At 57.8% G+C, this 25,722-nt stretch carries 28 protein-coding genes and 1 tRNA gene; 15 read left to right on the top strand and 14 right to left on the bottom strand.

The window, feature by feature from the left end; all coding sequences use genetic code 11:
- Positions 1–13: 13 nt before the first annotated feature.
- From Tel_05520 to Tel_05485, 8 genes are read left to right on the top strand one after another with little or no spacing between them, the layout of a single operon-like run.
- Positions 14–706 (top strand): hypothetical protein, encoded by a 693-nt coding sequence (locus Tel_05520; protein ID ALP52648.1) that lies wholly within the window; start codon positions 14–16, stop codon positions 704–706.
- A 10-nt stretch (positions 707–716) separates the two neighbouring features.
- Positions 717–2,006, top strand: a complete 1,290-nt coding sequence (locus tag Tel_05515) for an LPS biosynthesis protein (GenBank protein ID ALP52647.1) — start codon at positions 717–719, stop codon at positions 2,004–2,006.
- A gap of 32 nt (positions 2,007–2,038) precedes the next feature.
- On the top strand, positions 2,039–3,040 hold the full coding sequence (locus Tel_05510; protein ID ALP52646.1) for a hypothetical protein: 1,002 nt from the start codon (positions 2,039–2,041) through the stop codon (positions 3,038–3,040).
- A gap of 6 nt (positions 3,041–3,046) precedes the next feature.
- Positions 3,047–3,841, top strand: a complete 795-nt coding sequence (locus Tel_05505) for an imidazole glycerol phosphate synthase subunit HisF (protein ID ALP52645.1) — start codon at positions 3,047–3,049, stop codon at positions 3,839–3,841.
- The gene (locus Tel_05500; GenBank protein ID ALP52644.1) at positions 3,838–4,473 is read left to right on the top strand and encodes a hypothetical protein; all 636 of its coding nucleotides are present in this window, start codon (positions 3,838–3,840) and stop codon (positions 4,471–4,473) included. The genes Tel_05505 and Tel_05500 overlap by 4 nt, the downstream gene beginning before the upstream one ends.
- A complete protein-coding gene (locus tag Tel_05495; GenBank protein ALP52643.1) occupies positions 4,470–5,528 on the top strand; it encodes a hypothetical protein in 1,059 nt (352 codons plus the stop codon). Before Tel_05500 ends, Tel_05495 begins: the two co-directional genes overlap by 4 nt.
- A 43-nt stretch (positions 5,529–5,571) precedes the next feature.
- Complete coding sequence (locus tag Tel_05490; GenBank protein ALP52642.1) at positions 5,572–6,546, top strand: hypothetical protein; 975 nt, start codon at positions 5,572–5,574, stop codon at positions 6,544–6,546.
- The gene (locus Tel_05485) at positions 6,543–7,655 is read left to right on the top strand and encodes a hypothetical protein (GenBank protein ID ALP52641.1); all 1,113 of its coding nucleotides are present in this window, start codon (positions 6,543–6,545) and stop codon (positions 7,653–7,655) included. The genes Tel_05490 and Tel_05485 overlap by 4 nt, the downstream gene beginning before the upstream one ends.
- A 26-nt stretch (positions 7,656–7,681) precedes the next feature.
- Here the strand turns inward: Tel_05485 and Tel_05480 are convergent, their stop codons facing one another.
- The 13 genes from Tel_05480 to Tel_05420 form a co-directional block, all read right to left on the bottom strand.
- On the bottom strand, positions 7,682–8,566 hold the full coding sequence (locus Tel_05480) for a hypothetical protein (GenBank protein ALP52640.1): 885 nt from the start codon (positions 8,564–8,566) through the stop codon (positions 7,682–7,684).
- 24 nt (positions 8,567–8,590) lie between these two features.
- Positions 8,591–10,489 carry a hypothetical protein gene (locus tag Tel_05475; GenBank protein ALP52639.1) on the bottom strand — a complete coding sequence of 633 codons (1,899 nt, stop codon included), beginning with the start codon at positions 10,487–10,489 and terminating at the stop codon, positions 8,591–8,593.
- Positions 10,490–10,548: 59 nt separating this feature from the next.
- Positions 10,549–11,493, bottom strand: a complete 945-nt coding sequence (locus Tel_05470) for a hypothetical protein (GenBank protein ID ALP52638.1) — start codon at positions 11,491–11,493, stop codon at positions 10,549–10,551.
- Positions 11,493–12,605 carry a flagellar biosynthesis protein FlgI gene (locus Tel_05465; GenBank protein ID ALP52637.1) on the bottom strand — a complete coding sequence of 371 codons (1,113 nt, stop codon included), beginning with the start codon at positions 12,603–12,605 and terminating at the stop codon, positions 11,493–11,495. The genes Tel_05470 and Tel_05465 overlap by 1 nt, the downstream gene beginning before the upstream one ends.
- Positions 12,606–12,641: 36 nt before the next feature.
- The gene (locus tag Tel_05460; protein ID ALP54749.1) at positions 12,642–13,334 is read right to left on the bottom strand and encodes a hypothetical protein; all 693 of its coding nucleotides are present in this window, start codon (positions 13,332–13,334) and stop codon (positions 12,642–12,644) included.
- Between the two features lie 48 nt (positions 13,335–13,382).
- Positions 13,383–14,168 (bottom strand): flagellar basal-body rod protein FlgG, encoded by a 786-nt coding sequence (gene flgG / locus Tel_05455; GenBank protein ALP52636.1) that lies wholly within the window; start codon positions 14,166–14,168, stop codon positions 13,383–13,385.
- 21 nt (positions 14,169–14,189) lie between these two features.
- A complete protein-coding gene (locus Tel_05450; GenBank protein ALP52635.1) occupies positions 14,190–14,933 on the bottom strand; it encodes a flagellar biosynthesis protein FlgF in 744 nt (247 codons plus the stop codon).
- A 20-nt stretch (positions 14,934–14,953) separates the two neighbouring features.
- On the bottom strand, positions 14,954–16,249 hold the full coding sequence (locus Tel_05445) for a flagellar biosynthesis protein FlgE (protein ID ALP52634.1): 1,296 nt from the start codon (positions 16,247–16,249) through the stop codon (positions 14,954–14,956).
- Between the two features lie 15 nt (positions 16,250–16,264).
- Entirely contained in the window at positions 16,265–16,939 is a 675-nt protein-coding gene (locus tag Tel_05440; protein ALP52633.1) for a hypothetical protein, read from the bottom strand.
- A gap of 15 nt (positions 16,940–16,954) precedes the next feature.
- Positions 16,955–17,365 (bottom strand): flagellar basal-body rod protein FlgC, encoded by a 411-nt coding sequence (locus Tel_05435; protein ID ALP52632.1) that lies wholly within the window; start codon positions 17,363–17,365, stop codon positions 16,955–16,957.
- The gene (gene flgB / locus Tel_05430) at positions 17,365–17,769 is read right to left on the bottom strand and encodes a flagellar biosynthesis protein FlgB (GenBank protein ALP52631.1); all 405 of its coding nucleotides are present in this window, start codon (positions 17,767–17,769) and stop codon (positions 17,365–17,367) included. The genes Tel_05435 and flgB overlap by 1 nt, the downstream gene beginning before the upstream one ends.
- 181 nt (positions 17,770–17,950) lie before the next feature.
- On the bottom strand, positions 17,951–18,814 hold the full coding sequence (locus tag Tel_05425) for a chemotaxis protein (GenBank protein ALP54748.1): 864 nt from the start codon (positions 18,812–18,814) through the stop codon (positions 17,951–17,953).
- Positions 18,815–18,914: 100 nt separating this feature from the next.
- The gene (locus tag Tel_05420) at positions 18,915–19,853 is read right to left on the bottom strand and encodes a chemotaxis protein CheW (GenBank protein ID ALP52630.1); all 939 of its coding nucleotides are present in this window, start codon (positions 19,851–19,853) and stop codon (positions 18,915–18,917) included.
- Between the two features lie 184 nt (positions 19,854–20,037).
- Between Tel_05420 and Tel_05415 the strand changes: the two genes are divergently transcribed.
- The 7 genes from Tel_05415 (at position 20,038) to Tel_05385 (ending at position 24,892) form a co-directional block, all read left to right on the top strand.
- Complete coding sequence (locus Tel_05415; GenBank protein ID ALP52629.1) at positions 20,038–20,697, top strand: hypothetical protein; 660 nt, start codon at positions 20,038–20,040, stop codon at positions 20,695–20,697.
- A 112-nt stretch (positions 20,698–20,809) separates the two neighbouring features.
- The gene (locus Tel_05410) at positions 20,810–21,151 is read left to right on the top strand and encodes a hypothetical protein (protein ID ALP52628.1); all 342 of its coding nucleotides are present in this window, start codon (positions 20,810–20,812) and stop codon (positions 21,149–21,151) included.
- A 15-nt stretch (positions 21,152–21,166) separates the two neighbouring features.
- Complete coding sequence (locus Tel_05405) at positions 21,167–21,658, top strand: hypothetical protein (protein ID ALP52627.1); 492 nt, start codon at positions 21,167–21,169, stop codon at positions 21,656–21,658.
- Between the two features lie 65 nt (positions 21,659–21,723).
- The gene (locus tag Tel_05400) at positions 21,724–22,428 is read left to right on the top strand and encodes a hypothetical protein (GenBank protein ALP52626.1); all 705 of its coding nucleotides are present in this window, start codon (positions 21,724–21,726) and stop codon (positions 22,426–22,428) included.
- A 59-nt stretch (positions 22,429–22,487) separates the two neighbouring features.
- A tRNA-Arg gene (locus tag Tel_05395) sits at positions 22,488–22,564 on the top strand.
- 191 nt (positions 22,565–22,755) lie between these two features.
- Positions 22,756–24,411: a sulfite reductase gene (locus Tel_05390; protein ID ALP52625.1), complete on the top strand. Its 1,656-nt coding sequence runs from the start codon at positions 22,756–22,758 to the stop codon at positions 24,409–24,411.
- Positions 24,395–24,892, top strand: coding sequence for a hypothetical protein (locus tag Tel_05385; protein ALP52624.1), 498 nt, complete (start codon positions 24,395–24,397; stop codon positions 24,890–24,892). Before Tel_05390 ends, Tel_05385 begins: the two co-directional genes overlap by 17 nt.
- Positions 24,893–24,958: 66 nt before the next feature.
- Here Tel_05385 and Tel_05380 read toward each other — a convergent pair whose 3' ends face one another.
- Positions 24,959–25,684, bottom strand: coding sequence for a disulfide bond formation protein DsbC (locus tag Tel_05380; GenBank protein ALP52623.1), 726 nt, complete (start codon positions 25,682–25,684; stop codon positions 24,959–24,961).
- Between the last annotated feature and the right edge of the window lie 38 nt (positions 25,685–25,722).

Genomic DNA, 25,722 nt, shown 5'->3' with positions numbered 1-25,722 from the left:
GGTAGCCACGGAAATGCTCCGCACCTATATACTGAACAATCGCGATTACTACGAACAGGCCTACAGCGGCGGTTATGGTATTCAATACCCCGAAGGCCATGTCATCCGCGTGTTCAACAAGATCCTCAAAGGCGACCTGGGCCTGCCCGCCAAACAGGGCAGCCGCTTGTTCGACTTCGGCTGTGGCAACGGCACCCATGCCCGTTTCTTTTTTGAAAATGGCTTCGACGTCTACGGTATGGATGTCAGCGAAACCGCCATTGCCGCCTGTAAGGCGCGCTTGCCCGAAATTCAGGACCAATTCTTCATCGCCCAGCCCGACCCTGCCAACAACCCGGAACTGGAGCAACGCTTCGACGTGGCGCTGGCCAACCAGGTGCTGTATTTTCTATCGCCGACCGACATGCGTCACTCGGTCGACTATCTATACCACCATATGCATCCCGGTGCTGTGTTGGTCGCAACCATGGTGGGGACAAAAAACTATTATTACAATTACGCCACGGCTCAACAGGATGGTTTGCACAGAGTGGAACTTCCTACAGGCAAAACTCTGCACATTCAATTCACTGCAGATAGAGACGAATTAATTGACAAATTCCGCCCCTTCGAGCCCATGCACATCGGCTATTACGACTCTGTAATTTATGAACGGGAAGGCAGCGGATTTCACTTTTTATACGTGGGTCGAAAACCTCAGGGATGAAATCTTCGCCATGAACCAAGCATCTGAAAAAACACAATACCATGGTACGCTGGAGGCCAAATACGGCCTGCCGAGCGAGGTGAAGTTTTGCAACAAATGCGTCATCTCCAACCAGCGCCCCAACTCTACCGTCGAATACGAGCATACCCGGGCCTCCAAGAAGGAGACTATCAACTTCGATGCGGATGGTGTGTGTGATGCCTGCCGCGTGGCGGAGCAAAAGCAGACCACTATCGATTGGGATGCGCGCGAAGCTGAATTGCAGGCCTTGTGCGATCAATTTCGTTCCAGCGACGGCAGCTATGACTGCCTGCTGCCCGGTTCCGGCGGCAAGGACAGCTTCTACGCCGCGCATATCCTCAAAGACAAATACGGCATGCACCCCCTCACCGTGACCTGGGCGCCCCATATCTATACGCCCTGGGGCTGGGAAAATCTTCAGGCCTGGATCCACGCCGGCTTCGATAATATTTTGCACACCCCCAACGGCCGCGTGCACCGGCTGTTGACGCGTTTGGCGGTGGAAAACCTGTTTCATCCTTTTCAGCCCTTTATCATCGGCCAGAAGGCCATCGCCCCGAAAGTCGCCGCTCAGCACGGCATCAAGCTGGTGTTCTACGGCGAAAACGAGGCGGAATACGGCAATCCGCAAGGCGATATGGAAACGGCCAAGCGCGATTACAAATACTTTACCGGCGGCGATGAGTCTCAGATCAATCTGGCCGGCGTCAGTCTGCAATCATTGAAGCAGGACTACGGCTTGGAACAACAAGATCTGCTGCCCTATCTGCCGGCCAAACCCGACGACCTGGAACGGGTGGGCGTAGAGGTCCATTACCTGGGCTATTATCTGAAATGGCATCCACAGAGCTGTTATTACTACGCCGTGGACGAAGGCGGCTTCAAGGCGGCACCCGAACGCACGCCGGGCACCTATCAAAAGTACGCCAGTATCGACGACAAGCTGGACGATTTTCACTTCTACACCACCTTCATCAAATTCGGCATCGGCCACGCCAGCTACGACGCGGCCCAGGAGATCCGCTCAGGCGACATTGAGCGCGAGGAAGGCGTGGCCCTGGTGAAACGCTTCGACGGCGAGTTCCCGGAACGCTTCGCCGACGAGGTGTTCCGTTATCTATCCATCACCGAAAAAGAGTTTCCTCAGGCGTACCGCCAGTTCGAACACCCGAAAATGGATCGCGATTATTTCATGGCCCTGTGCGACCGCTTCCGCTCGCCCCATTTATGGATGAAACAGGACGGCGAGTGGCGGCTGCGCCACACCGTGTGGGGATAAGCCTGCAACATTCACAGCGACAAGGATCGTCTATGCGCAGCGACAGTCCATTCTTTATTTTCGGCCCGCAAAAGTCCGGCTCGTCGCTGTTGACCACTTTACTGGAACAACACCCGGCGGTCGGTATCGCCACCGACACGGTCATATTCAATCAATTCTTTCTGTGGCTGACACAGCACAAGGGTGTCGATCAACAATTTCACCCCCGGCAAGACGCACCGGAGAAGTATGTCGACGGTACCGCTCTGCGTAAAGACCTGTTCCGGCTCCCCTGCGGTTACAATGAACTGAAGTGGTACCTGTCCGATCTCTATCAACGCTATTTCACCACCAGCACCGAGCGCCTCAAAATGCTCCTCGAGATACAAGGTCAGACGGCGGATACAGAATTCCTGCGCGCCGAGGAACTCATGCCCTATGAACACGGCCTACATCTTGACCCGCTGCCGCTGTTGGACATGGCGCGTGAGGGCTGTTTGTGGACTGACGTCATGTACGCCATTATCCGCCAATTAGCGCATAACAAACCGCAGGACGACACAGCCGTGTATGGTGAGAAGACCCCCGGGCACATGCACTTCGCCGAGCACCTTCGCGCCTCGTTTCCCGATGGACAGTTTATATTCATCATCCGCGACCCCATCGCCAATGTCGCCTCGCTCTATAAGCGCAACAATGCCGGCTACCTTATCGGTCAGACCAACAATATCAATCGTGCTATCGCTATCTACAAGGATTCGATCGACCCCTTCATTGAGTTCTACCGTCACAACCGCGAACAGGTTTTGGTGTTAAGATTCGAAGACCTGATCAAGGATACCCAGGCCAGCATGGGGCGAGTATTCAAACATCTGGGCGTGGAACCGATCACCATACAGCAGCAGTTTAGCAGCGGCAGCAAAGGCGCCTATGTTGGCAACAAAGTTGACAAGGATCGCGCCAGCGGTGCCTACGCCATGCTCAGTGAGGCGGATCGACACCAGGTCATGCGTTGCCTGGATTACGTGTTCGCCGAATTCTATCCCCCAGGCTAGCTCACCATGCCGCACTCACGACTCATCGCCCGTCTCGACATCAAGGCCCCTAATCTCATCAAGGGCGTTCACTTGGAGGGCCTGCGCAAACTCGGCGATCCCAACGAATTCGCCCGCCGTTACTATCAAAGCGGCGTGGACGAGCTGCTTTATATGGATATCGTCGCTTCGCTGTATGAACGCAATAACCTGACCGAGGTCATCCAATACACGGCACAGAATATTTTTATCCCCTTCACCGTCGGTGGCGGTGTACGCAGCGTCGAAGACGTCGCCGCCATCCTGCGCGCCGGCGCCGACAAGGTAGCCATGAACACGGCGGCCGTGCGGCGGCCGGCACTGATCAGTGAGGCGGCGCGGCGTTTTGGCAGCCAATGCGTGGTGCTGTCCATCGAGGCCAAACAGCGCGGCCAAGGCGCAGGGTGGGAGGCCTACACAGATAACGGTCGTGAACATACCGGTCTGGACGTGATCGATTGGGCCAAGCAGGCGGCGACACTTGGGGCAGGCGAAATCCTACTCACCTCGGTCGACCAGGAGGGTACCCGCAAGGGGATGGACACCGACTTGATCGCCGCGGTCAGCGAGGCGGTGTCTATCCCGGTCATCGCCTCCGGTGGCGTGGGCGACCCTGAACATGTCGGCCAGGCCTTGCAACTGGGCGCCGACGCCGTCGCGGTGGCCGATGCCCTGCACTATGACCGATTCAGTGTGCACGCCTTACACAAGGCCATGCGCGCGGCCGGCAGCTCGGTGCGTCATATCCCCGATCCCGGTGAACTGCCCGAGGTGTGCCGATGAAACCCGAGGTGACGGTCATTGATTATGGCGTGGGCAACCTGCTCAGTGTCTGCCGCGCCCTGGAGCATCTCGGCGCAGCAGTCACTCTAAGCGACAGCCCGACGACCATCCAGCAGGCGCAGCGGCTATTGCTGCCGGGCGTGGGCGCCTTCGGTGACGGCATGGCGGGTTTGCACGAACGCCGCCTGGTCGAACCCATCCGACACGCCATAGACAACGGCACGCCCCTGCTGGGCATTTGTCTGGGCGCGCAGCTGTTGCTGGATTGCAGCGAAGAATTCGGCGAACATCGCGGCCTGGGGCTGATCCCCGGCGAGGTGCGCGCCATACCGAGCAGCGACGGCGACGGTCGGCCGTTAAAAGTCCCGCATGTCGGCTGGGCCGATCTGCACAGCGAGTGCGGCCATCCCTTGTTGCAGGGCCTGCCCGCTGCAAGCGCGGTGTATTTTGTCCATTCGTATCAATGCCGGCCCAGTGATCAACGCGACCTGATCGGTTACTGTGACTTCGGCGGTCATCGGCTCACCGCCATGATCGGCCACGGCCGCGTCATCGGCTGTCAGTTCCATCCGGAGAAGAGCGGCCCGGTGGGGCTGCAGTTCTTGCACAACTTTCTGGAGTGGTCGGCATGAGCCCCGCTGAATTCTGGGACGATGTAGTACATGCCTCCCGGCCTCCGGTGGTGCTGCCGGACATCGGCACCTTTTTCAACCAGGACGTTGCCCTGGCCGCCAGAATGGTCGCGGCAGTCAAAGCGGCCGGTGCGCGTTATGTTAAAGGCGAGGTGTTGCACGATGCCGAGATCTGCCTCAAAACCGATGTGGCGGAACATTATCTCGGCGCCGATGCCCAGTCGGTGGGCGAGAACTATCGTCAACTTGTGGAGCGCAAGGCCCTCCCTTTATCCCAATACGAAAAAATATTCGCCCCATGCCGCGAGCTGAAGCTGGGCCTGGTGTTGTCCGTGTATGACCTGAAAGGTGCGGATTTCGCTAAACGGCTGGGGGCCTGCGCCCTCAAGATCGCCTCCACCAATGTGGTTCACGCGCCCCTCATCCGCTACTGTGCCGGGCTGGATTTACCGTTGATCATCGACACCGGCAAGGCCACCCTGGACGAGGCCTTACGGGCGGTTAATTGGGCGCGGCGGGCCGGTGCCGAGCGCATCGTATTGGAATACAGTCCGCCCGCCCCGCCCGCCCCGGTGGCGCGGCACAACCTGCGTGTGTTTAACCGTCTCGCGGAATTGTTCAACGGTCCTTTGGGCCTGTCGGATCATCATGCCGGAGAGGAGATGCTCTATGCCGCCACCGCCTTGGGCTGCCGGGTATTGGAGAAGGGGCTGTGCGCCGACGGCAGCCGCAATGATCAGGACGTATTTCATGCCCTGCCCGTATCCCAGTTGGGACAGGTGATCCAAAAATGTCGCAACATCCACAGCGCCCTGGGGGATGCGGATGAGGCGTATATGCCGCCGCCGCAGCGGCCTGCCGGCCGTATGGGGATTATTGCCCAACGCGACCTGACGAGCGGCACAGTGATCAACCTCGAGGCGGTTCGGTTCGCCTTCCCCACGTTAGGTATTGCTGTGGAAGACTGGGACAAAATCGATCAAGCACGCCTCAAGGCGCCGGTGGCCGCCGGTCAACCGATTGAGTGGAGCCATGTCGACTCGTCACCTGCCTAGGACCCCTGCCTGGAATCGACAACCGCCGCAACACGCCGTATTCGTGCCCGCGCCTGATGAACTCAACGCCGTCATCTGCCCGCGCCTCAAACTCGAGGCGCCGCTATGGAAACTGGACACTGGCTCAAGCGGCCTGACGGGCTATTATCGCGCCGCCGCGTCAAGCCAAAATCCCGCCCTGTTTATCAAAGTCGTCGAACAAGCACGCGCCGCGCCCCTTTTGGCGGCCGACCCTTTCGCCCGCTTTGCGGACGATCAAGGCGTCGCGGCCGCGTGTCTGAATTCGGTGTATACGAAACTTATCAATGAGGACTTGTTTGCCCTGGCCTACCCATACTGCGAGGCCAGATTCGCCAGCACGGATACAAACGACCTCGCCCGTCTGGGCCTGGCACTGAGCCGGCTTCATCAGGCCTTGGCGAAGGCTCCGTTCCAGGCATCGGTCCAGCAAAACGCTAGCGAACGACACGCCCTCATAGGCGACACGCTAAAACGACTCGATACGCTCGATACACGCACACTTCCCCAAACCGCCATCGAGCTCTTGAGACACGCCCCGGTCCGTTACCCCGAAACCGGCTGGCAGGCGCAGATCATCCATGGCGATCTAAATTACGGCAATGTTTTATTCCCTATTCAACACCTGGACCCACCCGTCTTTCTCGACTTTGAGGATACGGTGCTCGCCTGGCACTCGCCTTTGGTCGACATCGCCTTTGTGATTGAACGCTTCATCCTGATACACAACCAGAACGACGCCACCGCCTACGCCCATGCCGAGACCCTGCTCCGGGCCTATTTGAGTGGTTTTCCGACCGCACCACCGGCCATAGAAAAGGGCTGTCTGGGCAAAATGCTACAGTCGCTATCCGCCCGGGCGCTTGGCCTGTTAGTGGCAATCACGCTGGACAACAACACTGTGACGCAGTACGAATGGGATAAATTTCAGTTCTTGTATACACAAACGCGGAAACGCAAGGAATTAATAAGCAAGATAGAAGGCCTACTGCGCCGATGAAAATCCACACATTGCTATTAACCGCCCGCGATACCGGTGCTGCCCTGCAAATCGGCGCAATCGCCCGCCAGGCGCAACACCATCCCCGGCTCAATACCATTATCTACGCCGCCGCCCCGGCCGATCGGGTGCTGTCGGAAATGGGACTAAAGGTGAACAGCGTCAACACACCGGTGGTCGATACGGCATGCGACAACGGTGCTCAGGCCTTATTGAGTGCCGCAGACGCAATATTGAAACAGACACGTCCGGACGCCGTCCTTACAGGCCTTTCCGGCCACGGCGCGGGCATCGATGAAGCCATTATCGCGCGATGCCGAAATCCCTGTTACACCTTCCAGGATTATTGGGGCGATGTGAATTCTCTGTTCGAAAAAATCGCCGATTGCTACTTTACCCTCGATCAGATCGGCGCCGAACTTACCAGGCGGCGCTTCCAAGCAGACACCTGCGTCAGCGGTTCGCCCAAACATGCGGCATTTTCCCGGCTCGACACGCTGGCATTGCGCAGCGGCATGCGAGCACAGCTAAACATCCAAGATAATCATCGACTCATCGGACTATTTGGACAACCGATACGGCCACATGACGAGTATCTCGATGTGATTAGCAGGTTTTCCAATGCTGTGGCGATGTGCGATAGACCCTACACACTTCTATATCGACCCCATCCCGCCGACCCGCCCGACACACAAGAAAAAGTACTCGACATACTGACCGATAAAGGTCTTGTCCCCATAATCGATACCGACCGAGATATTAGCGCAGTGCTGTGCGGCTGCGATTTCGTATGCTCCGTCGCCTCGAGCTGCAATCTCGACAATATCTTTCTTAATTATTTTTCACCCGCCCCTTTGGGTGTCAGCACCTATCTATTTCTCAATGAGACCATGAAGCGGATGCATGCGGATCAGACCGGCGCCACCTACCCGCCCCCCATCGATATGGATATGGCCGTCAAATGCACCAGCCCAACCGATCTGGTCGATTTAGTCAGTTCAACTGAGATAGAGCGGGGAAGGTATTGGCGCAAGATCAAAGCAACATTACCGCCTCCCAATCAGGCGGCCACAACAATACTTGACAGAATATTGCGCGACCTGGCCTAGGCCGGCGCGGCCGGTGAAGGGCTCAGTTAAAGCACGCTGAACAATGACAGGTTCTGCACCCGCTGGAATGATTTCTGTGCCGCTTCCAAACCGGCCAATTGCAGGTTCATACGGCCGATGGCCTCGGCATAATCGAGGTCTTCGACCGATGACAGCACCGACTGGGTCTGGACTTTGAATTGCGCATTCACTTGTTCCTGAGAATCCACTGCGTTAATGCGCCCACCGATCTTGGCCCGCACGGAAAATACACTACTCATAGCCGTATCAAGATCGGTCAGAATATCGCTGTTGGGTGTATTCGCCTCCAAGTCCGCGGCAAAGTCGTAGATGGTTTTGAAAATACTTTGCTTACCGCCGGCGGCGATGTCCAAATTATCAAAGACTTCGCTACCCGCATCCGAGGATTGCACCTCGCGGGTGGGACTGATCTGGATACGGCGCTGATTCTGGTCACCCTGATAGGTGTAATTGCCGGCGCCCGCATCGATAAACGGCTGGGTCTCAGATTGCAATCCGGAAAACAGATATTCGCCCGACCCGTCTTTGGCGTTAGCAAGATCAAACACCGAGCCCAGCAGCTCCCGAACCTCGGCGGCGATGCCTCGGCGACCCTGGGCATCCACACTGTTGCTGAGCCCTTGCACGCCCAGTTCACGCAAACGCTGCAGGACGTCACCTACCGCATCCAGGGTGGACTCCTCCGCCTCCAGGCGCGATTTCAACCGGCCGATGTTGGTATTATATTGATCTATCTGCCCCAGCTTCTCCCGCAAGGCCAGGGCTTGGGTAGAGCCGGACGGATCGTCGGACGGGGTTAAGATGCGCCGGCCGGTCGATAATTGTTGCTGCGTCTTATCCAGCTCATTCTGTCTATCCAGAATGCCGTTGACCGCGTGACGCTGAATCATTTGGGTTGAAATACGCATGACCGATTATCCCCTTAAGGCGCTCAACAAAGACTGAAACATATTATTCGACGCCACGATCACCTGCGAAGCGGCCTGATAGGCCTGCTGAAACTTAAGCAGATTGGCGGCCTCTTCATCCAGGTTGACTCCGGACAGGGCATCTCTGGAATTCTTGGCCTGCTCGAGCAGACCCTCTTGGGCGGATTGGGTCAACTGCGCCTGATTGGCCACCACGCCGATATCCGCCACGACGCCGCCGTAATAGTCGGTATAACTGGCCGTGCCGTTGCTCATTAAGCTCTGATTCTGCAGGTCCGACATCAACAAGGCATTGCGGTTGTCACCGACACCGTTGGTATTGTTCTCGATGCGGAACTCGTCGCCCGCTGCGGGCGTACCGCTGATAGTAAATTCCAAACCGGCCAAGGCGGTCACCGTCGCGCCGTCCGAATAGGCGAAGGACACACCGTTCCAGGGCGCGGGTCCGGAAATGACATTCATGTCGGTGCCGTCATATTGCATGACGATATCGGCGCCCAGCGGCAAGTTGCTGGTATCGTTCACCACGCCGGGGGTAATCGTGGCATTACCGGTATTGTTGAGCGCGTCTATCGCCGTTCTCACCGGGGCCGCCGCCGCCACTTCATCAGGGGCGGTAATACTCAAGGCCAGATCCTGCGCGCCGCGCCGCCCGGGGCGAATCAGAAAACTATCACCGTTATTCAACGCCCCGGCGCTGATATCCAGGCTGAACCCATGACTCGTGGTTTGGGGCAGTCCCCCGAAGGTCTCCGTGCTGCCGTCGCTGGTGTTGGTCAGGGTATAACCGCCGCCGCTGAAGCTCAGTTGGTATTCATCGCCATCCAGCTGAGAGGAGTCGGTCAGGGTGGCGGCGATGGTGGCGGTACCGGTGTTGGCTCGACTGTTCCTGACCTCGAGCCCGGGCACACTAAAGAAATCAGTGCCCAAGGCGCCATTTAAATCCTGCCCCAGGTTGTGCTGGGCGTTGAAGCTATCGGCAAAGCCGACGGCCAGCGCCCCCAGGGCATTCTGGGTCCCATTCAGCACCTGGTCACGAAAATCGAACAAGGCGCCCAGTTCGCCGCCGGAGATCTGGTCGGTAATCTCGTTTACCGAGCCTGCGCCGAAATCAATACTGGCTTCAAATTGACGTATGTCGAATTCGTTGCGGCTGAGCTGCACCTCGTTGGATTCGAAGTTACGCACTAAGGATAGCCCTTTGCCGATAAAGACATTCATCGCACCGTTTTCCTGTTCCACAGTGCTGATCGAGACCTTTTCCGACAATTGCTGCAACAGCACGTCACGTCGGTCCAACAGATCATTGGGAGGACTGTTGCCCGGCGCCAGGGAAATATCCCGGTTCAGGGCAGCGATAGACGTGGCCAAGCCGTTGATCTCAGTCACGGCGGCCTGAACCTGTTTATTGTTCTGACTACGCAGATCCTCGAGGCGCTGGTTGTTATAGGCATAGCGATCCACCAGAATCTCGGCCTGACTCATAAAGGACTGCCGCGCGGCGATGGAAGAGGGGTCATTGGCCACCGACTGTAGCTCGGAGAAAAAGCCTTCCATCGCCGGCGACAACCCCACGTCGGGATCGGCCAGCAGTTCGTCAATGCGGCTGACTTGCTCGGCAAAGGACTGAGCATGACTGGTACCGGAGCTGTAGCTCTGCACCCGGCCGACCAGAAAGTCGTCATACACCCGCTCCACACTCCGGACGCTGACCCCCGTGCCCAGATAACCGCCTCCCGCAAATTCGGGTATATTGGTGCCCAGCTCGACCCGTTGACGGGTATAGCCTTCGGTGTTGGCGTTAGCAACATTGTGACTGACGGTCTGCAGGGATCGCTGGTAGGCCAGCAAGCCGCTTACACCGATTCCCAACATGCCTGCCATATCTATACTCCAAATAAAACGAACAATGTCACGGAGCCGTAAAGACAGCTCCCCTTAACCTAGGTTAACGGCGCGGCGGCCGAACCCTTGAATTTCAGGGCCACCTGATCGAACATGTCACCATCCATTATTCTATTGATCTTTAACGAATATTTTGGATCAGTGGCATAGCCGGCACGATGCAGGGCCTGGACAAAGGCGCTGCTGTCGGCGGCGTTTTCCAAGGCCCCCTGATAGCGCTCAGAGGATTTGAGAAAATCAACATAGTCTTTAAAACTCGCCTCGAAATCGGGATAAGAACGAAACGCCGCCAACTGTCGCACCGGGTTGCCGCGCTCATATTCCAGCGTCGGCACCACCGCCCGCGGACCCTCCCAGCGACTGTCGGCCTTGATGTTGAACAGGTTATGAGTGGGCACATCGTTGGAGTAACGGATAGTGTGCTGACCCCAGCCGGTCTCCAAGGCCGCCTGCGCCAACAGGACCTTGGGCTCCACCCCCAGTTCGGCGGCGTATTTTTGCGCCAGCGGCCAGAGCTTTTCGACAAAATCCTCGGGCGAATCAAAACCCTTGATAGATTCTTGACTGGTGTCGTGTGCCGGCGCGAAGGCTTCGATAGCACTTGAGGCGATTGGCCGGTACACACGCAGCCGATCCAGATCCAGTTTGGCGTCGCCGGATGGGTCGTGCGTGTTCGCCGTCTGCGCGCCACCGAGCTGCTGAACCAGCATATCCGCGATGCCCGCCTGGCGTTTCTTGGCCAGCTCCACCGCGATCTGCTGATCGAACATGTCTTGATAAAAACGGCTGTGCTCATTATCCATAAAGCCGCCATCCATGGTGGTGCTGCGCATGGACTTGAGCATCATATGCAGAAACAGGGACTCGAACTGCTCGGCGGTCTGTTCCAAGGCCGCCGCGCTATCCTTGCCGGCCTGAGCCTTCAAGCTCTTGAGCGCGCCGGTGTCGGTATAAATGCCGCTGGGATTGACGGCGGATGTCATTAGATCACCACCAGCTGGGCCCTTAACGCGCCCGCCTCTTTAAGCGCTTCGAGGATAGCGACCAGATCGCCGGGCGCCGCACCTACATTATTGACCGCGCGCACGATTTCGCCCAGGGAGATGCCGGGATCGAACAGAAACATCTTGCGCTTCTCCTCCGCAACTTCCACATCCGAAGTCGGCACCACCACGGTACTGCCGCCGGCGGACAGCGGCGCCGGCTGACTGACGGTGGGCTTTTCGGTAATGGTGACGGTGAGACTGCCATGGGTCACCGCCGCCGAGGTCACGCGCACGTGACGGCCGATGACCACCGTACCGGTGCGCGAGTTCACCACCACGCGCGCCGAGCCCTCGCCCGGTTCCAGGGTCAGATTTTCGATCATGGAGACATAGGCCACCCGCTGTCCGGCGTCGCGCGGTGCCTGAATGCGAATCGACGAACCGTCGACGGGTGCCGCCGTGCCCATGCCGATCTTTTCGTTAATGGCGCCGGCCAGGCGGTGGGCGGTGGTGAAGTCGGGGCTGAACAGGTTCAGCACCAAGCTGTGTTCTTCACCAAAAGAGGTGGGCGCGGGGCGCTCCACCGTGGCACCGCCGGGGATCCGGCCGGCGCTGGGAATATTGACTGTAATGCGCGAGCCGTCGTTACCGGATGCGCCGAAGCCGCCCACCACCAGGTTACCCTGGGCAATGGCGTAGATCTGGTTGTCGGCGCCTTTCAGCGGCGCCATCAACAGGCTGCCGCCGCGCAGGCTCTTGGCATTCCCCAAGGAGGCGACGGTGACGTCGATCCTCTGGCCCGGTTTGGCAAAGGGCGGCAGATCGGCGTGCAGCGATACGGCGGCCACATTCTTCAGCTGTGGATTGACATTGGGCGGTATGGTGACGCCGAACTGGGCCAGCATACTCTTGATGCTCTGGATGGTGAACGGGGTCTGGGTGGTCTGGTCACCGGTGCCGTCCAGGCCCACCACCAGGCCGTAGCCGACCAGTTGGTTGGAGCGCACGCCGGCGATTTGAGCCAGGTCTTTAATGCGTTCCGCATACGCCGCCTGGCTGACGCACAAGGCCGCCAGCAATACCAGGCCGAAGCCAAAACGTGTACTCATATTCGTTAGCACCTTCATCTCTTGCACTCCCAAGCGCTAGAACGGCCACCACTTGCTGTTAAAGAAACGCCCCAGCCATCCCTGACTATTGGCATCCGCCAGCATGCCCTCGCCCACATAGGCGATGCGCGCATTGGCGACCTTGGTGGAGACCACCGTATTGTCGGGGCTGATATCCTGCGGCCGCACGATACCGGAGAAGCGCACCACCTCGTCACCCTGATTGATCGTGACACGCTTCTGGCCCTGCACGATCAGATTGCCGTTGGGCAGGACCTCGGCCACGGTCACGGTGATATTGCCGGTCAGGCTGTTGCTCTGGGCCGAGTCACCTTCACCGTCAAAGGCATTGGAGCTGTCGACACTGGTGGCCAAGGTGGCATTCTGCTTGCTGCTGTTGAAGGGCCGCGGCAGGTCGAAGCGCAACTCGCGCCCGAACAGGGTCGGGTTTTCGACTTCGATGGAGGTATCCTTCGAGGTGCTGGTGGAGGCCTGCTTGGAGGCGTTGGTGCGCTCGGTCAGCACGATGGTGATCACATCGCCGACGCGGCGGGCGCGCATGTCCTCATACAGGGAGATGCCATAACCGGCCTGGAAGATCGCACCCTGCTGCGGCGGCGGCGGACTGACATAGGGCGGGCGCACCGTTTCAAAGCCTTCCGCCGCCAGTTTCGCCGGCGCAGTGGAACACCCGGCGGCCAGCAGCGACAGCAACGTCAGGCTCAACATGGCGAACAAACGGTGTTGGACAGAGTTAGGCATTACGCCCTCCTGGGTTTATAGATTGTTGGATGCGTATTGCAGCATCTGATCAACAGACGAGATGACCTTTGAGTTCATCTCATAGGCGCGCTGGGATTCGATCATATTGACCATCTCCTGGACCACGTTCACGTTCGAGGTCTCGAGCGCCCCCTGACGGATGGTGCCCAACCCGCTCACACCCGGGTTGCCGATTTGCGGTGCACCACTGGCGCCGGTCTCGGTAAACAGGTTTTCACCGATGGGTTGCAATCCGGCGGGATTGATGAAATCGGCCAACTGCACGGTGCCGACCTGGGTAGGCGCGGTCTGGCCCGCCTGCACCACGGAGACCACGCCGTCGTTACCGATGGTGATGGACTGGGCGTCTTCGGGGATGGTGATGGCAGGCTGCAGGGTGTAACCGTTGGAGGTCACCAACTGCCCCTGGGCATCCACCTGGAAGGTACCGTCGCGGCTATAGCCCAGGCTGCCGTCAGGGCGCAGGATCTGGAAAAAGCCCTGCCCGTCGATGGCCATATCCAGGGCGTTGTCGGTCTGTACGATGTTGCCCTGAGTAAAGATCTTTTCCGTGGCCACGGTGCGTACACCGGTACCCAGCATCAGCCCCGACGGCAGGACGGTGTCCTGCGACGATTGCCCGCCGGCCTGGCGTACGTTTTGATAGAGCAGGTCTTCAAAGGCGGCGCGGCTCTGCTTGTAGCCGGTGGTGTTCACATTGGCCAGGTTGTTGGAAATGACCGACATGCGCGTCTGTTGCGCATCCAGTCCGGTCTTGGCGACCCATAATGCTGAATTCATGTTGTGCTCCTAATCGCTTGCTTAGTTCATTTTCATGATGCTGGTTGAAGATTCATCGAGGGTCTTGGCCTGCTCCATCAGCTTGACTTGCAGCTCGAAGCGGCGCGCCAGCTCCATGGTCTTGACCATGCTTTCCACCACGTTGACGTTGCTCGACTCCAAGGTGCCGGAAATCAGTCGTACCTCGGCATCGCTTGCAACCTCTATACCATCCGTATGGCGAAACAGTCCGTCGACGCCTTTTTTCAGCTGATTATTGTCCGGTTTGACCAACTTAATGCGGTCCACCACTGCCAGGGTCGACGCCTCCTGACCTCTGGGAATGACGGAAATAGTGCCGTCACCGCCGATTTCGATCTTTTCAAAGGGTGGCAGGGTAATCGGTCCGGCGTTGTTCCCGATAACGGGATGGCCGGTATTGGTGGTTAATAGGCCCGCGGCGGAGACCTTCAAGTCTCCGGCACGCGTATAGGCCTCGGTTCCATCCACTCCCTGTACAGCGACCCAGCCCTCGCCGCGGATGGCAACGTCCAGGTCGCGTCCGGTCGGCATGAGAGAGCCCGGAGAAAAATCGGCACCCTGTCCTTGGGTGTCGACATAGGCGCGGCTGGCATGCCCGGCACCGGACATTTGCAACGCCTTGTAAAAGGCCTGATCCTCACGAAAGCCGACGGTGTTGGCGTTGGCAAGATTGTTGGCGTTAATGCTTTGCGCCAACATCAGTTCCTTGGCACCGCTGCTGGCTATGTATAAAAACTTATCCATGAGTCATCTGGCCTGCGTTATTAACGGATGTTGATAATGGTCTGGGTGACCGTATCTGCGGTGCTGATCACCTGCGCGTTGGCCTGGAAATTTCGCTGGGCGGTGATCAGGCTGACGAGCTGCGACGCGACGTCCACATTGGACGCCTCCAGGGCACCGGACTGCAGCAGGCCGTAGGTCGATGAGCCGGCCTCGCCCAACAGCAGGTCGCCGGCGCTGAAGGTCTCCGCCCAACTCGTGTCACCCTGGGGCAGCAAATTCTCCGGATTAGAGACATTGGCCAAGGCGACCTTGCCCAGCACTTCGGCCTGGCCGTTGGTGTAACGCGCGTTAATCACACCGTCTTGATTGACATCAATCCCGCTCAGTCGGCCGGAGGAGAAACCATCTTGAGTCATGGCGGTGACGGCGAAGGGCGTGCCGTACTGTGTTGCGTTGCTCAAGTCTAGGGTGATATTCATATTGGCCGCACCGCTCACAGCGAAGGGGTCATAGACAATCTGACCGCCATCGGTCGAGGCTGCGTCGACTTGCCCCGAGGTATCGAATATCAGCGTCGCGGCAGGACCACCGGTAGTCGTGGAGGTCAAGGGTGAGCCGTCGACATACAGACGTGTCTCCCAGGTGTTATCGCCGTTCGCACCTGTGTTACTCACATTCGTGTAGTACTGAGTCGCGGGATACGGCCGACCCTGTGAGTCGTAAACGGTCAGCGACGTGGAACTGGTATAGGTGGAGGCGTCATTGATGTTGAATGCGGTGGCGCCGCGATCGATCGTGGTATCGGCTGAATTCAAGTTGATAGTGGGATTGATGGATTCGGTGGCCTGGGGCGCGCCGACGGTGGTGGCCAATTGCACGTCCACGGTACGCGCTGTTTCATAGCGCAGGTTGCCGTCGGCGCCGACGATCGGATCGCCGGTCGCATCACGACTCAGGTCAAAGATCTGCAGGCGATGGCCGCTGCTGTTGGTCACATAGCCATCGCGGTCCACGGAAAAGGCCCCTGCGCGCGTCAGCAGGCGACTGCCGTTGTCATCCAACACAAAGAACCCCTGGCCGTTAATGGCCATGTCGAGATTGTTGTCGGTAAAGTCGATGTTCCCCTGTGAGAACTGCTGCGACACCGACGCCAGGCGGGTACCGCCGCCGATGGCGGTGGACGAGATCCCGCCGTAACCGACGGCAAATACGTCAACGAATTGGGTGCGCGACGATTTGAAGCCGGTGGTGCCGGCATTCGCGATGTTATTACCTGTGGTCTTCAAATCGGCGGATGCCGCATTCAATCCACTGAGTGCTATACGGAATGGCATGGTGATTCTCCTCGATTACATAATCTGCTTGACGTCCGACAGCTTCACCTTCCCCAAGAGAGAGGTGTTGACTGTCATCGCCTCGCCTACCTTGCCCATGAACACGCTATCCACGGGCACAATTGCATTGGTATCAATGGCCTCGGACTGATGACCAATAGTGGCGCTGGCCCCGACGCTGTATTCTCCGGCCGGATAGCGATTGCCGTTATTGTCAACGCCATCCCAACTGAAATTCTGCGTACCGGCCTGTTGCGGCCCCATATTGATCTGTTCGACCACCAATCCCATTGAATCCTTAATAGTGACCGTGACGTCACTGGCATTGCGCGGCACATCCACCGACCCCGCCATACCCACGTCTTCCCAGAGCTGGGCCTTGTTGCTCGGCACTTCCACCCAACGTCCCACCAGAGATGATGCCTGCAGGGCCTGATTGGATTGCAGTGAGGTCGCCATCTTTTCCACCGAGGCCTTCAAGTCATCCAAGCCGGTGACAGACTTGAATTGGGCCAGCTGACTCAGAAACTCGCCATTTTCCATCGGCTTCAATGGATCTTGATTTTCCAACTGTGTGATCATCAGCTTCAGAAATGCATCTTCGCCGAGATCGTCCTTGGCCTGACGCAGATTGGTCTTTTGCGACAGACCAAGTTCACTCAGAAGAGAGGTGTCGATTGCACTGGTCATTGTTCAGTCTCCTGCTTAGCGGCCCAGGTTGATGGTGCGCATCAACAGCTGCTTTGAAGTGTTAAAGACTTCCACATTATTCTGGTAAGAACGCGATGCCGACATCATGTTAGCCATCTCTTGGACGGTATCAATATTGGGCAGATAGACATTGCCCTCGGCGTCGGCCAGGGGGTGATTCGGGTCGTGGCGAATCACCGGTGCGGCCTGGCTTTCAAGAATCTCCTTCACCTTGACGCCCACCGAGTTCTGATTGCTCTCTTGCTGCAACAAGGTTTCAAACATGGGCGTTTTGGCCTTATAGACCTGATCCGGATTACCGCTGATACTTTCGGCATTGGCGAGATTGCTGGCGATGGTATTGAGTCGCACCGTTTGCGCGTTCATGGCCGAGCCCGACACATCGAATACATTAAACAGCCCCATTAGGACTCTCCTTTGATGGCGTTGACGATGGATTTGCTTTTGCCTTCGAGAAAACGCAAGGTGGCCTGGTATTCCATGGCATTGCGAGAGAAGGCGGCTTGTTCCACATGGGTCTCGACAGTATTGCCGTCGAGCGCCGGCTGGGTGGGAATGCGGAACTTGACGTAGTCCTCCATGCCGCCGGTGCCGCTGCCCGTCATGTGGCCGGCATGGGTGGTTTTTAGGGCGCCCGCGCTTTGCCCGGCCACAGCCTGCTTCATGGCCGCCTGGAAATCCATATCCTTGGCCTTGTAGTTGGGCGTGTCGGCATTGGCCAGATTGGACGCCAGTAGCTCGGTGCGCTGCGCCCGTAGGCGCAAGGCGGTTGCGTGTAATCCGAATACGTTATCTAAACTCATGGGCATCGCTATAACTCCTGTTTGCCCTTCAATTTGCAAACTCAATGCCAAGTTTTTTAATTAAATTAAATCAATGGTTTATATATATTCCCCCGGCAGGGAGAGGCGTGAACGGCAAGCTCCTGCCGCAGGGCGGCAAGCTAGAAACGGCCACACCGCACATGGCGGTGCCGTGGCGAAAAATGGGCTAGCGTGTGGCGCTGGGAAAACCCGGCACGCTGGGCGTGCCGGTATTGGCCTTGAGACGATAAACGATGCCGCCCTCGTGGCGCACGGTATCGAAGGCGTCAGAGTAGCTGGCGATGGTCTCGGTGGAACCGAGAAACAGATAACCGCCGGGCACCATGGTCTGGGCGATGCGGCGCAAAATGTCGCGCTTGAGCTGGGACGAGAAATAGATCAGCACATTGCGGCAAAATACAATATTGAACTTGCCCAACGAGGCGTAGTTATTCATAAGATTGAGTTCGGCGAAACGCACGCGGTTGCGGATCTCGTCCTTGACCTGCCAGAGATCGCCTTGCGCCTGGAAGAAGCGTTGCTTGCGCTCCGGCGACAGGCCGCGCGACAAGGCCAGGGCATCATATTTCCCCGTCTTGGCCGATTCCAGCATGCTGGGGGAGATGTCCGTGCCGATGATTTGGAAATTGTTCGCCAGGCTGCCGGGGCGGCTTTGCAGGTATTCCTGCACCACCATACTAATGGAATACGGCTCCTGACCGGATGAACAGGCGGCCGACCAAATTCGGATCTGGGCGGGCCGCTGTTTGGCCAGATCGGGCAAGATCAAGTCCTTCAACAAGGCATAGGGATGATTGTCGCGAAACCAGAAGGTTTCGTTGGTGGTCATAGCATCGATAATGCGCTCGCGCAGCCCCGAGCGCGGCTGCCTGTTGAGGGCTTGCACCAACTCACCGACCGATTCGATTTCCAATTCGCGTAACAGCCGGTTAAGCCGACTGGCGACGAGATACTGCTTGTTCTCGCCCAATACGATGCCACACGCCTCTTCGAGAAAGCGACGAAAGGTATCGTAATCACGCGCCGAGATTGATTGGCTCACTGCATCCTTCCCTGAATCCCGCTAAACATTACTAGATTGGTATCACTCCGTACGCGCTAATCGTCGGCCATGAACCGATCACGGCTCATCAATACCCTTTTTCTTCAACAAAGGCCTTTATTCTATCCACCACCGCGCCCGCCAACTCGTCCGGCTTGAACTTGGGGATAAATTTATTGGCCCCCACTTTGACCACCATGGCGTTGTTGAACGTACCACTGAGCGAGGTATGCAACATGATATAGAGATGAGTAAAGCGCTCGTCCTTACGAATCTCGGTAGTGAGTGTATAGCCGTCCATTTCCGGCATTTCAATATCCGACACCACCACCGCCAAGTGCTCAAGCCTGGGATCGTTATTGTCGGCCCATTCCCGCAACAACGCCAGCGCGCCGCGGCCGTTATTGGCCAGAGAGCACTCTACACCGATTTGCTCCAGGGTACGCTTGACCTGATTACGCGCGACATTGGAATCATCCACCACCAAGACATGTTGTTGACGGATTTTTTCCTCGATGTTTTCGGTGAGCGCCTGGGAGACCTCGGTGGGCGCGTTGCAGACCTCGGCCAGCACTTTCTCCACGTCGATGATCTCGATGAGTTCGTTTTCGAAACGCGTCACCGCGGTCAGATAGCTGTCCTTGCCCGAACCCTTGGGCGGCGGCAGGATATCCCCCCAATTGAGATTGACGATACGTTCGACACCCGCCACCAGGAAGCCCTGCGTGGAACGGTTATACTCCGCCACGATCATAAAAGAGTTGGACAAATCCTCCACCGGGGCGCGGCCGATAGCCATGCCCAGATCGATGACCGGAATGGTTTTGCCGCGCATGGTGGCAACACCGCGCACCACCGAGTGGGAATGGGGGATCTGGGTCAACGGCGGGCAATGCACGACCTCCTGGATCTTGAATACGTTGATCCCGAAGCGCTGCCGACCATTCAGCTTAAATAGTAATAATTCCAATCGGTTATGGCCTGCCAACTGGGTGCGTTGGTCGACCGAGTCCATTACACTCGCCATAGCTGTACTCGCCGCTTGTTTATTAGTTGTAATCAATCGCTTGTTATATCGGGTCTGGGCATGGTGAGCTTGAGCACTTTTATTACGGCACGATTTTTGCTGCATATTTCGGACGACTTAATATCGATATTTTGACATGCGTAGACACTTATTTATAAATCCGGTCCTGATCATATGTGGCGCATTGCTAGCGGGCGCCGTCGCTGCGGCGGACTTTCATCCGCTCGCAGATATTCGCCGCGCCGCCACCGAATTCGCCAGTCACAAGATCGTGGCGAACGGTGCCGACAGCGCCATCGAGGCCGGCCACCTCGACCCCCGCCTGCGCCTCAAGCGTTGCGCCCAGCCGCTGGCGGCGGAGCCGCTCAGTCGCCGCAACAACACCAGCAACATGACGGTCATGGTCAAATGCGAGGGCGCCAAGCCGTGGACCGTCTACGTGCCGGTCACAATCAAGAGCTATATCACCGTGGCGGTGGCCAAGCGCCCGCTGGCGCGCGGCATTCCAGTCACGGCGGACGATCTGAGTTTCGAACAACGTGAAATAAGCCGCCTCACTGGCGGCTATTTCACTCATGGCGATCGGCTGTTGGGACGGGCGCCGAAACGTTCCCTGCCGCGCGGCTCGGTGGTTTCGCCTCGAGATCTGGATATTCAGAAGGTCATCCGTAAAGGCACGCGCATCAGCATCGTCGCGGAAAGCAACGGCATATCGGTGCGCATGCCCGGCAAGGCGCTGCAGGATGCGGGCGCGGGAGAACAGATTCAGGTGGAAAATCTGTCGTCCAAACGCACGGTTATCGGCACCGTACTGGACCCGGACACCGTCAGGGTGGCAATGTAAATGCACTTAAAATACAGACGTAAAAGCGCATTTTCGGGTGCCGCAGGCATTCAAGTTTCGCCCCCTTTGCCCGATACAAAATTTAAGCTTTAATGCTTAGGAGAGTTCCACCATGCAAGTCGACAACTCTGGCTCAATCACGAGCATTATTCAAAACACCAAAGAGGGGCAATCCTCTCAACAAGCCCAGTCCACCTCTGCGCAGACCGGGCAGCAGCACACAGAACAATCACAACAACCAAGGCAAACAGATACCGTGACTTTCACCCAAGCAGCGGCTCAACTTCAACAGGTTGAGCATCACATAAAGTCTGCGTCTGTTACTGACACTCAAAGGATTGAGCAAGTACAGTCCGCTATCACCAAAGGCAATTATTCACCCGACCCCGGCCAGGTGGCAGACAAGATGCTAAACTTCGAGTCGGCACTGAACAATGTCAGAAGCCGGAACTAAACAGGACCGCTATTCATGATTTCGACCTCTCTTGTGCAGCACGTGGAAGCACTGCTGGACCAACAGCTGCAGATGGCGGATGAACTGAAACAGATTCTGGCCGACGAAAACGCGGCGCTAATCCAACGCGAGTATGAGCAGCTACAGCACATCACCCAGCTTAAGGATCAGAAAAGCAGCACCATCGAAGTCCTCGGCGAGCAATTGCGCCAGCGACTCGCCGCCGCTGGGCTCAGTCTGTCGCAGCAGTCACTCGACACGATCGAGGCCGGCGCGCCGAAAGAAACGGCAACCCGCCTCCATCAGCTGCGGCAAGAACTGGAAACCGCACTGCAGGACTGCCAGGGGCAAAACCTGGTCAACGGTCAGATCATCGCCGTCAACCGCCAATCGGCCGAGGCCGCGCTGGCCATCCTGCGCGGACAGTTCGCGCCCGGCAACCTCACCTACGGCGCCGCCGGCAAACCGGTCTCGGAACAAACCAGCACACCGATCAGCAAGGCTTGAAGTTGCGGCTGTTGTCAGTAATCTAAGCAATCAGCAGCGAACTGCCGGCGGATGAGCCAGAGTCGATGGAAAAACTAGACGATAAAATCAGAATCAGTGCCTTGCTGCAAAAACTGCTGGAACAGCGCGTACTGCTGACCGTCAAACTGGAAAACCACGCCACGCCCTTCTCGTCCGCCGTCATCGAAGTCAACCGCGACGGCGATTTCATCATCCTCGATGAGCTCAAGCCTGAGGCAGGCAATGAACTGATCAGTAAAAACCCGAGCCTCCAACTACAGGGGGCGGTGGATGGCGTCACCCTGGGTTTTGCCGCTAAGGTCAGCGAATTCGGCCAGGAAGACGGTATTTGTTTTTACAAATTGCCCATTCCTGAACAGGCGGAGTATCATCAACGCCGTCAGGCGGTGCGGGTCAAGGTCAGCGCCGCCAATCCGCTGGCGGTCACGTTTACCGACAACAACGGTACGCACTACGACGGCGACATCGAAGACCTTTCCATCGGTGGTCTGCGGGCGCGCTTCGGCGACGACTTGCCGCACAGCCTGGAGACCGGTATGGAGCTGAACTGTGCCTTCCTGATTCCGCCCGACAATAAAGAAAAGCTCAACAGCCGCTTCATCGTCCGCGTCGTCAAACATGAAAAGGACGGCCAGCGTCCCGCGTTTTTGGGCGGCCAATTCCTGGGCTTGGAAAAACAATTGGAACGCAAACTGCAGCGCGCCATCATGACGCTGCAGCGCGCCTCGCGGCAAAAACAGGCCTTTTGACGCCGCCCTGTTGGCCCCTTTCACTAAGTTATTGATATACTTCCGTCTGAGCGCTGTTCGCCCCGGTAGCTCAGTTGTATAGAGCAATCCCCTCCTAAGGGATAGGTCGCAGGTTAGAGTCCTGCTCGGGGCGCCATTCTTTTATATAAAATGATGATATAAATTATAAAAATTAATTCATTTATCTTATATAAAAAAGCCGTTATCTTTCCATTTCTAAAATTCACGCAATTCCGCCCTAAAAGGTTTGACGGAAGGTTTTCTATGAGTACAAGTCAGTCATCTGCGGCCTCGCCCCTGCCGGCAAACAGTCCCCGGCATTCCGGCATGTTCATCTACGACCAATACGACCAACAACTGGTGGATGAGCGCGTCGCCCAGTTTCGCGACCAGACCCGCCGCTATCTGGCGGGGGAATTATCGGACGACGAGTTCCTGGCCCTGCGCCTGATGAACGGGCTGTATATCCAACGGCACGCGCCCATGCTGCGTATTGCCGTGCCTTACGGCCTGTTGTCATCGGACCAGGTCCGCATGCTGGGCCATATCGCGCGCACCTACGACAAGGATTACGGCCACTTCACCACGCGTCAGAACATCCAGTTCAACTGGATTCCTCTGGAGCAGATCCCTGACGTATTGGCCGATCTGGCCTCGGTGCAAATGCACGCCATCCAGACCAGCGGCAACTGTATTCGCAACACCACCACCGATCCGCTCGCCGGCGTGAGCGCCGACGAGCTGGAGGATCCGCGCCCCTACTGCGAAATCATCCGCCAGTGGTCGACCCTGCACCCCGAATTCGCCTATCTGCCGCGCAAATTCAAGATCGCCGTGTCCGGCGCAAGCAAGGACCGGGCGGTCACCCTGGTGCACGACATCGGTCTGCGCCTGGTCAAGAACGAGGCCGGCGAAATCGGCTTCAAGGTCAGCGTCGGTGGCGGCCTGGGCCGTACTCCCATGGTGGCCCAGACCATTCGCCCCTTCCTGGAAAAGCGCCACCTGCTGTCCTACCTGGAAGCCATTCTGCGCGTCTACAACCTGAGGGGCCGGCGCGACAACAAATACAAGGCCCGCATCAAGATCCTGGTCAGCAGCATGGGCGCCGACAACTTCGCCGCGCTAGTGGAGCAGGAATGGGCCAAGATCAGGGACAAGCTGGTATTGGAACAGGCCGAGATCGACCGAATCAAAGCTTTCTTTGCCGCGCCGCAATACGACCCCGACGCGGCCCAAGACGCCGCCTATCAGCAACGGCAAAGCGACACTCCGGCCTTTGCGCGCTGGCTTGAGCACAACACCACGGCGCACAAGGTGGACGGCTACCGGGTCGTGCACGTCTCGCTCAAGTCACCCAAGATCGCCCCCGGCGATATCACCGCGGAGCAGATGGACACGCTTGCGGAGCTGGCCGATCAATACAGCTTCGGCCTGCTACGCAGCACCTATGACCAGAACCTGGTGCTCGCGGATGTCAAACAGGGCGATCTGTTCGCCCTGTGGCAGGCCTTGGACCAGGCTGATCTGGCCACGCCCTCCATCGGCACCATCAACGACATGATCTGCTGTCCGGGGCTGGACTTCTGCTCCCTGGCCAATGCCAGCTCCATCGACATCGCCGGCGAGATCCAGCAGCGTTTCGAACAGCTTGATTACCTCTACGACCTGGGCGAGATCGATCTGAAGATGTCCGGCTGCATGAACGGCTGCGGCCACCACTCCATCGGCCACATCGGCATCCTCGGCGTCGATAAGAAAGGCGAGGAATGGTACCAATTCACCTTGGGCGGCTTTTCCGAGGACGAAGCCCAGCTGGGCCAACGCCTGGGCAAGGCCATCGCCAAGGACAAGGTCGCCGACACCGTGGAACAGATCGCCCGGGTCTATCTCGACAACCGCATTGAAGGGGAGCGCTTTGTCGACACCTTCTATCGCATCGGCATGGAACCCTTTAAAGGACGCGTCTATGAAGCAAATAATTAAACAGCGTCAGATCGTCGCCGACGATTGGCAGCACCTTGACGAAGACGCCGACCCGGCACAGCTGCCGGCCGCTAAGCTCATCGTGCCTCTGGCATTCTGGCGGGAACACCGCGACAGTCTGGCGCAACACCAAGCCCCCTTGGCGCTCAAACTGGAGCCTGACGACGACGTCGACGCGATTCCGCCGCAGCTGTCGCGTTTCGCCATGGTGGTATTGCAGTTTCCCAGCTTTCGTGACGGCCGCGCCTACTCCCAGGCCCGCATGCTACGCCTGCACCACGGCTATGAAGGCGATATCCGCGCCAGCGGCAATGTGTTGCGCGATCAGTTGATGTACATGGAGCGGGTCGGTTTCACCAGCTTCGAGGTAGACAGCAAACAGGCTGTCAACGAAGCCCTGAAGGCCTTCGACGAGATCAAGGTGAAATACCAGGCCTGTTCGGACGAGCCGCTGCCGCTTTACAAGCGGCGTACGGCATAAACAAAAAAAGCGACCCCGCTTCGATGGCAGGGGTCGCTTTTTTCCATAGGGCACGTCGGCCAGTCGCTACATCCCGCCCTCGCTTTCCAGTATTGACTCCAACCGTGCCACCGGCACATAGCCCGGAATTACCTGGCCGTTTTCCAGCACCGAGGTGGGCGTACCGCTGATCCCCAGCTGCTGCACCAGGGCCATGTGTGCGTCGATGGGATTGTCACAGCTCTTCATATCGATCGGCTTGCCTGCCTTGGCGTCGGTGAGCGCCTGCTGCCGGTCCTCGGCGCACCACACGGCCACCGCTTTGTCATAGGACTTGGATTGCATCCCGGCCCGGGGAAACAACAAATAGCGCACCTCGATACCCTGGGCATTGAGTTCAGGCATCTCCTGGTGCATGCGGCGGCAGTAGGGACAGTCGATATCGGTGAAGACGGTAATGCTGTGTTTCACCTCTTTGGGGGCGAAGACAATCATCTTGGCCTCGTCGACCGTATCGATCAAGTTCAAACGTCCTTGAGCACGCTTGTCTTCAGTCAGATTCTTGCCGCTGTTTAGATCCAGCAGACTGCCGCTGAGCAAATAGCGCCCGTCTGCGGAAACATAGAACACCTCGGCGCCGAAGCTGACCTCGTACAGGCCGGGCAATTCACTGGGCTCGATACTGTCGGGCGCGCTGTTGGGGACGATCTTCTTAACTGCGGCGCGGACCGTGTCCATGCCTTCGTCCGCCGCCGCCGTGCCCAGGCCGACCAGCAGCGCCGTGGATATTGCTACAATCGCTTTCAACATCATATTCCATCCTATATACGCAGACGTTCGATTTGAGCCCA

The organism is Candidatus Tenderia electrophaga (genome assembly GCA_001447805.1).
GTDB classification, from domain to species: domain Bacteria; phylum Pseudomonadota; class Gammaproteobacteria; order Tenderiales; family Tenderiaceae; genus Tenderia; species Tenderia electrophaga.
This window is presented reverse-complemented; position numbering and strand designations above follow the sequence as displayed.